Here is a 13424-nt window from a genome sequence, read left to right as displayed (position 1 = left end):
AATTACTTCGCATCAGCCTGCACGATTGCTAACACCAGCGTTGGGTCATTCCCATCGACTCCACGAACAACATGACCTGGTCGGGAACTGCGGTAGAATGCGTAATTTTTGCCATAGCACGATTCATCGACGTAGTGAATGTAGACTCCCATCCAGCCCCACTTGCCAATCACCTGGGTACGTGTGGTACTACCTGCACCATACACCATTCCCGTGTGGGTGATATATCCTGTATCGTCGCGATAGATCACGACATCACCCGGGATGGGGGTTTTCACCGTCTGATAGCCATTATCAGTCAGAATCTGTTCCACATTTTCAGCAGTTAACCAATAACGCCCACCACTGAAAACCCAGCCATGGCAATTACACCGATCGCTTGCTGGTTCGTGGCGGATCACACGATTCCCTGCGGGGATCCCGGAAAGAGTTTTTTTCTCATTATCGCTGATGACCTGATCCGACCGCATCCGAAGTGGCGCGTGGAAAGTCAGCGATTTTCCTGTATCGGTTACCGCTGCTGCCTCAATGGGCTTTGTGGGGGGCTTGGATGCAACCGACTCGAGATATTCCGTATCTGCCAAATCCTTAATCTTGCTGACAGTTTCGAACCGAATCATGCCAGTTAACATCGTGCAAATACCACCCACCACAACAATTGCGCTTATTGCACGTGGGCGGGCAATCCTGCCAAACAGGGCAACGAGGTTCATCTGAACTCTGGGAATGCTACCTAGGGAAAGTGCCCCGACCAGACCAGCTGCAATTACAGCACTGCCAGCGATATCCCAATCGTTGTTTGAAAGTATTACGGTAATTGCAGCCAGGATCCCGAAAGTGGGGATGGCAGCAATGTTCCCCCACCTAGGGCGAAAATAACTGATGCCTGCACGCACCAATCCATAAAGAAACAGTACAAAACCGATGGTGATCATGCCCAGCAGCTGATTCACGGAGGCAATTTCCATCTGTATATCTCTGTATATTTTTGTTGAGTTAATACGAATACTGTAACCCAATCCCCCTGAGAGACAGATGAAAATAGACTGAAAAATGTCTCATGATCGATTGTGAATAAATTGTCATAAACAAGGAAAAAACAGATGCAGGAATATCTTCTTCTCACAATTCAGGGTGCACCAGATGAGGCAGAAGCGGCCTTTCGAAGACGCCTGATTGAACTGTGGACACTAATGCTGCGTAACTACCCGGAAATATACGAAAGTGTTTTTGCGGAAGCGTCTGAATTTGAAATTGATACTGGAGTCTTATCGCGTTCCTACATGGTTGAAGTGGGTGCTGCAACCGAAATTATCGGCATTATCCAACAGACGGGACTTCATGTACAGCCAATCGATATGGATGATTTATATTCACCCCAGGAAATTACTGGTTCTGAATGGTTCCAGATCCCACATGATTAGCGGTTATATGCCCACATGAAAGGTAATACTGTGGGACGAGCTTCAATCCGGACTGAAGAAAAGTTGCAATGTGATTCTGAAAAAACCTAATTCATGAACAAAAACTCATGAATTAATTTCTCATAATCGTGGCTTCTCAGGCTTGGTGGGTGGCAGGAAATGATTCGCGCCCTTCATTTTGATTTTTCGGGAATACACTTTATCCCCACAGGTGGCGTAAAGAATATCAAAATCTTTCCCACCGAGGATCAGGTTGGAAACTTTTCCATTCGGCGTCGGGATAATGCACAGCACTCGGCCCGCCTGGTCGCACACCTGAACGCCAAGGCGAGTTGCTACATACAAATGCCCCTGCAGGTCGACGCACATCCCATCCGCACCGGTATCATCATCGGCATCGTTCTGGTGCAAGTGATAATAACGTTGTTTGTAAGCTAACGAGCCATCCTTCTGAATCTGATAGCTGTAGACCCAATGTGAACGACTGTCTGCCACGTATAACAACGTTTGATCAGGGGACATGGTAATGCCATTGGTAAACTTGATCTGGCCTTTGTCAACAACGCGTTTTTCACCCTTAGGGCTGATATACCAGATCTGGCTGGGTGATTTGCCATCCCAACCTGGGTTGGTAACGTAGATGCCCCCATCATGGCGGACCACCAGATCATTCCCGCGGAATCCATCGGCGATCACTGTCTTCTTACCTGTCATATCCCAGGCCAGAATCTGCTCGGTGCCACCAGCCACAGCGTACAATCGACCATCCGGTCCAAATGCCTGGCCATCACCACGCAGTGAATCTTCCAGAAAAGTCGTTACTTTGCCATCGTGCCCCACGCGATAGGTTTTACTGTTGCCAACATCATTGTAGAACACAATCCCTTCTGCATTCACAGCGGGGCCTTCTGTAAAGCGATATCCTTCTCCCACTAGTTTCCAGTTTTCGCCAGGAATCAGCAGGCTCTGCATCTGTGGGGAACCCAGACCCACTTTTACCGGATTGGGATGATCCTGCCATAACCACTTCATCGCATCAGGAAACAACTTGGTTGCAGCGGTGGCATTGTGCCCACCGGTGCCCCAACTGTGCTTCACTTCATAGCCAGCAAAAGTCAACGAGCGTTCCATACTTTGATTGGCCATCCACCAGTCACCACCATAGATGTTCAAATCACTGCTTCCATCTTCCAGAAAAATGCGAATTGGCTTCGGTTCGTACTTACGAATCAATGTGGAATAACGGTCGCCCCCACGTAAACCGACATACGTCCCGATGGAACTAAAAACTCGCGAAAATTCATCGGGTTTTTCCCACGCAGCAGTAAATGCACAAATGGCACCACTGCTGGAACCAGCAATGCAGCGGTCGTTGCCAGATTTTGACAACTTAATCGCCCGATCGTTACTGGCTTTCTTGCTTTCCACATCTGGAAAGAGTTCTGTCAGCAGAAAACGAACGTAGGCATCTCCCAGACCGTCATATTCAAAACTGCGGTTGTAGCGATCCAAGGCCTGGTCGTTCCCAGCCGGTACGCGACCGTGCATCACAAAAATGCCAATGGTAACCGGCATCTCTTTTTTGGCGATCAGCTCATCAAACACCTTTGGTGCGTTAAATTTGACCCCATCCTGACAGACAAAGACGCACGCAGGCGTTTTGCCATCGTACTGCTGTGGGACATAAACCCAGTAATCCCGAGTTGTGCCTGGGAAAATTTTGCTTTTATTGAATGTGTACTTGGTAACTTCCCCCGCGGGGTATTTGGGTGCTGGGCCTTTATTCTGGCCAACAGCAAACTGGCCCAGAAACAAACTGGCAGCGAGTGCAAAGTATTGCACGCGAATCGATTCGAACATGTCATTCTCCTTCAGTAATGTTGTTCGAGTGAGAGGATAACCAATGTCTTATGAAAACAGATTCGAAGGCGGAAAGATTCCGACAAATGCAGAAATGGAGTTTGATTCTTCAGGAAGAATTGTCAGTTGCTGCTGAAAAGTTTCATATTGAGAAGCCAATTGTAAATCAAATTATATTAATTCATGCATTCCAGAAGCGACCGTTCTGGCTGGGTTTCTTCTACCTGGAAGTATTGTTCGTATTCCGATTCTTCCAGTTTGCCCAGACGCCAGAGAACTGCTGCTGCCCGTTCACTTCGCAGTGCGTCTTTATCTGCTAATGCCTTATTCAGTGCAGGTATTGCCGCATCACCAATCTGCTTCAGCACGTTTCCTGCTACAATTCGGACACGCGTGTTTTCGTGGCCCAGCAATCTCACCAGGGATGGAATTGCGGTTTCTGCCCGTTTGCCGATTCTGCCAATGGTATTCATTGCTTCCAGCACCACAGACATCGAAGAGTCTGTCAGTGCGGAAATTAAATGACTCATTGACAGGCTGGCCCTTGAGCCCATATCGCCCAAGGTGCGGATTGCCCGTTTACGCACCCCTTCGTTACTGTCGTGGATCGCACCGGTCAGTGCGGGCAGAATGATTTCTGGTTCCACATCAAGTTCGCTGAGACCCAGGATGACCAGACTGCGGATATCATCTTCTGCATAGTGCAACGCATCTGTCAGTAATGTGGCTGCATCTGCGCGATATTCGTCTGGTAAATTGCCCGTGAGAATAGCAACAATTATTCTGCGGATCAGTTGGTCGGGTGTCGAACCTGCCATGCGAATCATTTTCCATACGGTGGGGCTGAACATTCTTGTGTATTCCATTACATAGAACAAAAAACAAGTGGGATCGTGCTAATTTACCCCAAACGACAAGATTTTGTTCTATCCAGAAAAATTTCAGTTCCAATCAAAAATTTACACAGCGTTATGGAAATAAACCACGTTTTGCTTTTTCCAGGGCTACTTTGGATACTCCCAGGCACAGTGCTGCAGAACGCATCGGGATCCCACGTTCTCTGGCCATTTTACGCACGCGATTGAAGGCGGTTTCCATCAATTCCTTCAGTTTGTCGTTGACCTGTTGTTCATTCCAGAAATACTGCTGCAAATCCTGCACCCACTCGAAGTACGAAACAGTTACGCCGCCTGCATTGCAGAGAATATCCGGAATTATGAATACATCAGATGAAGCCAACAATCGATCTGCCTCTGGTGTGGTGGGACCGTTCGCACCTTCTGCAAGAATCCGACAGTTGATTTTCTCTGCATTTGACCCGGTAATCACCCGTTCCATGGCACAGGGAGCCAGGATGGTACACGGAGTTATTAACAACTCCTCATCGGGAATAAATTCTGCACCCGGGAAGGTGGTAATCGTTTTCCCCATCTGGATGTGCTGCAACAACCCGGGAACATCGATGCCATTTAGATTGCGAATGCTGCCATTACGATCGCCGATCGCAATCACCTTCACACCTTTCTTGTAAAGGTCGCTGCAGACAACCGAACCGACATTGCCGAAACCCTGCACCACAGCGGTGGAGTTTTCTGGTAGGAGGTTGATTTCTTCCAGAGCACGCATGATACAGTAAACAACCCCACGACCGGTGGCTTCCCGTCTGCCCAGACAGCCACCCAATTCCACCGGTTTTCCCGTGACAATTTCCGGACAGGCATGGCCAACTTTCATGGAATACGTGTCCATAATCCAGGCCATGTTATTCTCATCAGTACCCATATCGGGTGCCATCACATCCATCCGTGGGCCAATAATTGGCAACACTTCTTCGGTGTATCGTCGTGTAAGACGTTCCAGTTCGCCCTTACTCATCTTGGTAGGGTCGCATGCCACGCCCCCTTTTGCACCAGAAAATGGCAAGTTCATGATTCCGCACTTCCAGGACATCCACATCGACAGTGCGGCTACTTCGCCGATATCCACGTGGGGTGCAAAACGCAGGCCACCTTTCGCCGCACCACTGGTAAGTGAGTGCTGCACGCGATATCCCACAAATGTTCTCGTGGTGCCATCGTCCAGTCGCACAGGACAGGCCACCACCAAAGATCGCTTGGGGATCGATAGCCTTTCAATGATGCCACGATCGACGTCCAGCACTTCGGAAACGGCGTGCAATTGGTCACACGCCATCTTGTAAACAGGGGAAACTGCAAACATCGGGTTCGTCGACGGTGCAGGAGCAGGTAATGATGTCATCGGAAGTTCGGCTCCGGTGAAGAAGGAGAGAAAGAGCCAGCATAACCTATTATACGCAAGCAAATTCGGCTTCTTACGACGGGAAGACGCACCGAAGGTAGCATCGTGTGAAAGTTATGTAAAGCCACTTTGTGGATGCGGCACGAGCAGTTCTGTAATGCCAAATGAAGTTATTCTCATTTCGTTAATCCCCCCACAAGAAACCACAGGACAACAAGTATCCATAAATACACAAAATAAGACGAATTTAAATGGAATTTAGTTCATTAATATTTGAAAATAATGTAGAAATTTTTTCCAGTTGGATAATTTTGTGAAATGTTGAACTAGGCTTTCATCGTGGAAAGCGTCTCTCCACGTATTTTCGGCACTAGTTATATAATCGGATGGTTATGGAATTACCATTCTCACGATCGCGAACGGATGACTCATCGCAATACACGCAGCTTGCGGATCGCCTTCCAAATTCAGGTGCGGGCACTGGTTCACAAACCCGAATCTTTAATGCAGATTCAACCAGCATCAGTGGGGAACCTTCCAATCCTTCTCTTGGCAACGCTGATGGGCAATCGGCCTTTCAAACTCGCCTGAACGATACTCTCAGCCAACTTCCTCAGGCGGGGGAAACTTTTCTGGGTTTCAACCTCTTAAGAGAATTAGGTAGAGGGGCCTGTGGAAGAGTGTTTCTTGCAGAACAGCAGGGATTGGCGAATCGTCGAATTGTGTTGAAAGTTTCTGCCCAGCGCCCTCGGGAAATTGATTCGCTGGCAAGGTTACAACACACCAACATTGTACCAGTTCACTCGGTGCACCATGCCAAACCTTTGCATGCGATCTGCATGCCATATCTGGGTGAATTCACCTTGAACAAGGTGGTAAAAGAGCTTCGAGACCAATCGCAGCTACCCACTAGCGGAAGATTTATTCTGCACCAGCTACCTCAGGAAGCACATAAAGAGACCGCCCAGTCTTTGGATGGGATGCCACGTATTTCCAGTCATTTTGTGGCATCCGACGATACTCTACAGGCTTTTCGACGACGGACATATGTGGAAGCGGTGCTTTGGATTATCGCACGGTTAGCCGATGGTTTGAATCATGCCCACGAAAATAAAATTATCCACTGCGATTTAAAACCAGCAAACGTGCTCTTCACTGATCGTGGCGAGCCACTGTTACTCGATTTTGATGTGGCTCTTGATATGCGGCGGCCGGGTGCGGCAGCAATGGCGGAGATCGGCGGCACTTTGCCTTATATGTCACCGGATCAATTTGAGCTTTTTCTTGGGAAAAGGGATGTAATTGATGCCCGCAGCGATATTTATTCGCTGGGGCTAATCATGTTCGAATTGCTGGCAGGTCGCTTGCCTTTTGACCCACCACAAGACTTGCAGCGGGATTCAATTGCTGATGCGATTGCCATCCGGCAGAAAAGCCCCACCATCCGCAAAATCAACCCCATGGTTTCGCCCACAGTGGAGTCAATTCTCCGAAAATGCCTGGAAGCAGATCCAGAAAAACGCTACCAGACCGCATGGCAGTTGCGGGATGACATTGAACGTCAATTAAACCATCTGAGGCTGATGTACGCATCGGATCGGTCTGTAGTGGAAGGAATGCGTAAGTGGGCTCGAAGAAATCCACGACTCAGTTCTCCACTGACGATCGTCACTCTACTGATGTTTTGTGTGTTATTTTCCGGGTTCATGTACAGCAGGCATCTGGATCAGGCACGGAATGCGCAACTAGATGCCGATCGACAGGCGGCAATGGCAGGCTTCCGCCTGACCATGCCAGTAATCGAACAACGTCAACTGGAGTTGGCTGCAGGTACGAAAACTGATACAGACTGGGATCGCCTGCAATCTATGGTTCAAAGCCTGATCCACCGATCCGGCATTGATACCGCCAATACACAGGTAAACTGGGACAGCAACCCAGATATTATCTATTTACCAGATAATGAAAAAAGACAGTTGAAATTACAACTTGGTGTTTTGATTTATCTGATGAATTGGCGCGAGTTGGAACATGTTCGAACGCATCGAACAGACACCATTGATCAGTTATCGCAGCGGTTTGCGCTGGCAGAAATATGTCTTCAGGAAGATGCACCCACTGCGCTGAGTTTGCAACAACAACTGATCAGTGCTGCGAGGTCACAATCGAAGCCAGACTTGAAAAGTTTGAAACCAGCTGGTTTTACTGATCTTGTTCTCACGGCTGCTCAGTTATCCAGCGTTCGGAAAAATTCGGAAGCAATCAACTATTTGAGAGATGCGCTCACAATCCGCCAAAACGACCCACTCGCCTGGTTGTTATTGGGCTATTGCCAGGATCGTAGTACTGCTTATCCAGATGCGATTGGCAGCTATTCGGCCGCAATTGCTCTGAAGCCACATGTGTCTGCGATTTATTATCTGCGCTGTTTGTCGCAGATTCAGTTACGAAATTCATCGTTGGCACTCAAAGATATCGATCAGGCGATACGATTTGATCCCGCATCGGCGGAATACCGGATTCGAAGGTCCTTGATTTATCTGGGATTGAGGCAATATCAGGATGGCATCAAAGATCTGGATCAGGTTTTGGGAATGCATCAACCACCTGTGAAAGCGTATTTAATTCGCTCACGACTGCATCGAATGAACGACCAGGCTGAGTTGGCGGAACAGGATGTTGTTGCTGGGATGCAGTTGATTCCCGTTGACTCTGATAGCTGGCTGGAACGTGGGATCATTTTCGCACAGCGAAAAGAATACCGTGATGCAATTGAGGCTTTTCAGAATGCATCCGAGCTCGACCCGAATAACTGGTATCCATTGTTGAATCAGGCTTCGGTGGAGTTTGAGAACCTGCACTTGCTCGATGAGGCGTTGAACACCGCCAATAAGGGGATCGAACTGTTTCCGGATGCCACCCCATTCTACCTCTTGCGGGCGAAATTGAATGCGGAGCTGAAAAATGTTGATAAATGCCTTGCAGACATCAGACATATCCTGAAAGTAGATCATCGACCCGTTGTCAGTATGCAGGTCGCCGAGTGCTATACGATGCTGGCAGCAATGGATGAAAAGTATGCTGAATATGCTGTGGAGATGCTTGCGTTTGGTTTAAGAAATGGCCTGCATATTAATGATGTGCTTAACAACACGTCATTTGCTTCAATCCAACACCATAATAGTTTCATTGAATTGATTCGTGCCGCCCGCACCTTGAACGATCCACTGCACCGGAATTAATTCTATTTGGGTGGGATGACCGTCAATTTTGCTTTCGCAGCCACGAATGTCTTCATTCCGCCTCGTGCGAACTGGATTTTGATTTTTCGCATCGCACCTATGCCACTGACTTCCCTGACTGTTCCCAGACCATATTCATCATGCATTACCAGAGTGCCGGGTGGGTACAAATCGCCCCCACCGGAACTAGTATCGCCTGAGCCAGCAGTCTTCTTTGCTGGCCGAAAAATACTTATCTCCTCATCACGCTCGCGTGGGGATGATTCGCCCAGTTCACGCGTCATTTTTGTCCGCCAGCTTTCAAAAGCAGGCTGCCTGCCACGATTGCTGCTAAAGTCTTGCTGGATAACATCTTCCGGCAATTCCTCAATAAACTGACTGACAATGGCATAATTTGTTTGCCCACGAAAATCGCGTAATTGTGCGGAACACAAATACAACTCGTCCATTGCCCGGGTCATCCCCACAAATGCCACCCGGCGTTCCTCTTCCAGTTCTTCCGGCTTGTTCGGATCAAGGCTGCGGGAACCAGGCAAAATGCCCTGCTCCATCGCAACAATGTAAACCACCGGAAACTCCAGTCCTTTTGAAGCATGCATGGTCATTACGGACACGCAATCCGATTTCTCATTCCAGTTATCTACATCGCTTGCCAGCGTGATCTGCTCCAGAAAATCCTGCAACGTACCGGTGGGGAGCTGATTCGAAAATTCCCGTGCCGAGGTAATTAATTCCTCAATGTTCGCCAGTCGTTCCTGATCGTCTGGATCGCGAGAGGTGGCATACATATCTCGATAGCCAGACGTCTCAATCACATGGGCAATCAAATCGGCTGGGGCGAGCGATAAATTGGCCTGCATACCGTAAATCATTTGTGCGAAAGACTTTAAGGCATGAACTGCCTTCCCGCGTATCGCCGGTATCCGTGGGGCATTTGCTGCCGCTTCCAGCAGGCTGACCTGGTTGTCTTCCGCATACGTCTGCAGATGATCCAGCGACACCTTCCCAATCCCACGGGCGGGTTCGTTGACCACCCGCAGAAACGAAATCGTATCGGTGGGATTCACCAGCAGGCGAAGATAAGCAATCACATCCTTATTTTCTTTTCGATCAAAGAACGCCAGCCCTTTCACAATTTGAAATGGCACCCCCTGGTGAATCAGCGAAGTTTCTAAAGATCTCGTCAGTGCATTCATTCTCACGAATATTGCAATATCACGATATCGCCGCAGGCCAAGCTGCACCGATTTTTTAATCAGTTGGGCAATGCTGGCCGCCTCATGTTGGCCAGTTTCAAACACCAGATGCCGCACGGGAGCACCTTCGGGCTTGCTGGCAATCAGTGTTTTTTTCTTCCGTTCGCGATTGTTGGCAATCAAATGGCTGGCAGCATGCAGAATCGCTGGTGTGCTGCGGTAGTTTTTCGCCAGAGTGACAACCTTGGCTTCCGGGAAGTCTTTCTCAAAGTCAAGAATGTTACGAATGTCCGACCCACGCCAGCGATAGATTGACTGATCCGGATCACCCACCACGCAGAGGTTGCGGTAGTCCTTAGAGAGTGCTTTCGCCAACTCATACTGTGCGGTGTTGGTATCCTGGTATTCATCAATCAGGATGTAGCGAAAGCGGGCATCCAGTTCTGCCCGAATTTCCTCATCATGTTTTAATAACAGTGCGGGAATATACAGCAGATCGTCAAAATCCATTGCATTTGCTTCCCGCATCCGCTTTTGATAGTGGGAATAAATCATTGCCACGTTCGAAGTAAAGTAATCGCTATTACTCCGAGCATATTTTTCAGGTGTCAGCAATAAATTCTTCGCTTTACTGATGGCATGCCCCACCTGCTCTGGGGTAATTTTCACATTGTCGATATTTGCACGCTCCATTGACAATTTGACCAATTTGGTGCGGTCATCCACATCGAAAATGGAAAAGTCTCGCGAAATGCCAATTCGATCGGCATATTGTCGAAGTAAACGCACCCCCAGGCTGTGAAAGGTGCTTACCCAAACCTGGTTCCCTGGCACCACTGCTTCCACCCGCTGTTTCATCTCACCAGCGGCTTTATTGGTAAAGGTGATTGCCAGAATATTTGAAGGACGAACCCCCTGCTCCAGCAACCACGCCACACGTCGTGTTATCACTCGCGTTTTACCTGACCCAGCACCCGCCAGTACCAGCAATGGTCCATGCAGGTGGGTCACTGCTTCCAACTGTTCTTCCGTTAAATCAGCCAGTATGGGGCTCTTCTCGTTCGACATGGTGCCATCCATGGAATTGTGTACACTATTATAGTAGCAGACACCCGCTTCTTGTCAACTACTGTGGGATGAATTTATGAAGTTGGCGTGACCAATTCCCAAAATCCAATCTGATCCAGGTCTGCCTTCAATTCTGCTTCTTGGGTCGCATCTAGTGGCAGCAATGGTAACCGCGTCGTTCCCACAGCAATACCCAGATGCTCCAGCACGCACTTGGAAGCGGCAAGATAACCGTATTTCGCCAGCACCTGAATGATCTGCAAACCCTGATATTGCAACGCACGTGCAAGGGGCCAATCGCCCGCTTCCACGGCACGCAACAGTGCCAGGTAGATAGGGGCTGAAAAGTTGTAACTGCTTCCCACAGCAGCCTTTGCGCCTAAAGACACCGCCGCCAGGAGGTATTCATCAATGCCAAAAGGCAGGTCCAGTTGCCCTTCAGCAAAGTGCAGGCAATTCTGGTAAAGTGCGAGGTCCGGATTGGAAAACTTGATTCCTGCAAAGTTGGGCACGGCTTCGCAAACCTGTTCGACAAACGACATTAAAGGAACCTGAATACCTGTAAAACTGGGAATGTCGTAATAGTAAAACGGCAATAAAGGTGCCGCGCTCGCAATTTCCCGACAAATCTCTACTAAAGCGATCGCTTTAGTAGGTTTAAAGTAACAAGGGGCCACCGCCGAAATGGCAGTAACATGCAGCGTACTGGCATGGTGGGCCAGCGTGCGGGCATCTGCCAGAGAATTTGATCCTACGTGGACGATCAGTTTCAGTGGGCTCCATTTGCAGATTTCACTCCATCGTTCTGCCAGGTTCATCCGTTCTTCAATCGATAGTGACAAACTTTCGCCGGTTGTCCCCCCAATAAAGACGCCTGCCACACCAATTCGATCCAGATGTTCCGCCAGCGACTCTAACGGTGCCAGATTCAGGGTGCCATCCGCATGGAATGGTGTGTGCGTGGCAGCAATCAGCCCACGGAGATGGTTCGCGCTCATATTTCAAATTGTTTGAGTTACCTAACCACGGTATCTTATGAGACTCTGATTTGTCTTGTAGAAACCATTTCCGATGTTAAAATAACCTAACCCGCAGACAATTTTCTCTCCGATGGTTCGCAGGTGCGTGAAACTTTTACCAGTGAGTCGTCTTACTTGGACAGGACTTTTCTCATCCATTAGGGAATATTTGCATGTATCGCAATTTGTGTGTTTTTGCCTGCCTCCTAGGTATCGTTGTGCCACTTCCCGCAGAAGAAGTAACGGATGAAAAAGTACGCAAGGCAATCGATAGTGGGCTCCAATGGCTTGCAAAAACACAGACAAAGTCTGGTAATTGGGAAGCGCAAGGTGGGCAATATCCTACATCAATGACAGCGCTGGCTGGCATGTGCTTCCTGATGGAAGGCAGCACCATGAAGGAAGGGAAATACAAAGACAACATCCGCAAATCAGTGGAATGGTTTTTGAAGCGTTCGCAGCCGAATGGATTATTAGGAAACCCTAATAATCCCACAGAAGCATCCAGATATATGTACGGGCACGGGTTCGGCCTCCTTTACCTCGCATGCGTCTATGGTGAAGAAGATGATGCCAAAAATCGCAAAGATCTGGAAAAACTACTGACAAAAGCCGTCAAATTCTGTGGTGATTCCCAGACAGATAAAGGTGGCTGGGGTTATGTTTCTGCCTCTGAAGGTGGCAATTTCGATGAAGGCTCTGTCACCATTACCCAGTTACAGGGGTTGCGGGCCGCACGCAATGCCGGCATTCCAGTACCAAAATCAATCATCGATAAGTCAATCGACTATCTGAAGAAATCCACCACGCCGAACGGTGGGATCATTTATTCACTGCATAATGGTGGCGTTGCCCAGGTAGGACAGGAACGCCCCCCACTGACTGCCGCAGCAGTGGCCTGTGCGTTCAGCCAGGGTGAATATTCATCCGAATACGCCAAAAAGTGGCTGAAGTACTGCCAGAAAAGTATTCCTTTTGGTAAAGGTGGCTTAGGACATGATGAATACCAGAATTATTACTTTGCCCAGGCAATGTATGTGCTGGGTGATGATGGCTGGGAAAAAATGTTCAATGGCGATAAAACCGGCATGAAATGGTCTGACTTCAAAGGCGTGATGCACAAGCACCTGTTAGGCCAGCAGAACGGCCAGGGATACTGGAACGGCGGCTATGTGGGACCCGTGTTTGGCACCGCAACCAGCTTGACCATCCTGCAATTAGAAAACGCCACCCTGCCAATTTATCAGCGGTAATCAATTTCAATTGCTTCATTTTCAAATCATTGCATATCTGTTTCCTGCCACTTCCCTTGGTCACTTCTGGTAAAGATTCTAAAAAAATAACATCTTCCTGCAC

9 protein-coding genes are annotated in these 13424 nt (G+C 48.6%); 3 read left to right on the top strand and 6 right to left on the bottom strand.

Annotated features, from left to right (window positions below; all coding sequences use genetic code 11):
• Nucleotides 1–2: 2 nt before the first annotated feature.
• Nucleotides 3–953 (bottom strand): hypothetical protein, encoded by a 951-nt coding sequence (locus R3B84_02330; GenBank protein MEZ6139385.1) that lies wholly within the window; start codon nt 951–953, stop codon nt 3–5.
• A gap of 150 nt (nt 954–1103) precedes the next feature.
• On the opposite strand from R3B84_02330, the gene R3B84_02325 reads away from it, so the two are divergent.
• Nucleotides 1104–1424, top strand: coding sequence for a hypothetical protein (locus R3B84_02325; protein ID MEZ6139384.1), 321 nt, complete (start codon nt 1104–1106; stop codon nt 1422–1424).
• A gap of 120 nt (nt 1425–1544) precedes the next feature.
• Here R3B84_02325 and R3B84_02320 read toward each other — a convergent pair whose 3' ends face one another.
• From R3B84_02320 to R3B84_02310, 3 genes are all read right to left on the bottom strand, one after another.
• The gene (locus R3B84_02320; protein ID MEZ6139383.1) at nt 1545–3284 is read right to left on the bottom strand and encodes an SMP-30/gluconolactonase/LRE family protein; all 1740 of its coding nucleotides are present in this window, start codon (nt 3282–3284) and stop codon (nt 1545–1547) included.
• Nucleotides 3285–3460: 176 nt separating this feature from the next.
• The gene (locus tag R3B84_02315) at nt 3461–4135 is read right to left on the bottom strand and encodes a HEAT repeat domain-containing protein (protein MEZ6139382.1); all 675 of its coding nucleotides are present in this window, start codon (nt 4133–4135) and stop codon (nt 3461–3463) included.
• Nucleotides 4136–4253: 118 nt separating this feature from the next.
• Nucleotides 4254–5543 (bottom strand): Glu/Leu/Phe/Val dehydrogenase, encoded by a 1290-nt coding sequence (locus R3B84_02310; GenBank protein ID MEZ6139381.1) that lies wholly within the window; start codon nt 5541–5543, stop codon nt 4254–4256.
• 392 nt (nt 5544–5935) lie between these two features.
• Here R3B84_02310 and R3B84_02305 point away from each other — a divergent pair, with 392 nt between their 5' ends.
• On the top strand, nt 5936–8785 hold the full coding sequence (locus R3B84_02305) for a serine/threonine-protein kinase (GenBank protein ID MEZ6139380.1): 2850 nt from the start codon (nt 5936–5938) through the stop codon (nt 8783–8785).
• Nucleotides 8786–8787: 2 nt separating this feature from the next.
• Here R3B84_02305 and R3B84_02300 read toward each other — a convergent pair whose 3' ends face one another.
• Nucleotides 8788–11049, bottom strand: a complete 2262-nt coding sequence (locus R3B84_02300) for a UvrD-helicase domain-containing protein (protein ID MEZ6139379.1) — start codon at nt 11047–11049, stop codon at nt 8788–8790.
• A 74-nt stretch (nt 11050–11123) separates the two neighbouring features.
• On the bottom strand, nt 11124–12047 hold the full coding sequence (locus R3B84_02295; protein ID MEZ6139378.1) for a dihydrodipicolinate synthase family protein: 924 nt from the start codon (nt 12045–12047) through the stop codon (nt 11124–11126).
• A 194-nt stretch (nt 12048–12241) separates the two neighbouring features.
• On the opposite strand from R3B84_02295, the gene R3B84_02290 reads away from it, so the two are divergent.
• Entirely contained in the window at nt 12242–13321 is a 1080-nt protein-coding gene (locus tag R3B84_02290) for a prenyltransferase/squalene oxidase repeat-containing protein (protein ID MEZ6139377.1), read from the top strand.
• Nucleotides 13322–13424: the final 103 nt, after the last annotated feature.

The organism is Zavarzinella sp., assembly GCA_041399155.1.
Classification (GTDB): domain Bacteria; phylum Planctomycetota; class Planctomycetia; order Gemmatales; family Gemmataceae; genus JAWKTI01.
Note: the sequence above shows the minus strand (reverse complement) of the source record. Positions and strands in the feature narration are given on the sequence as shown.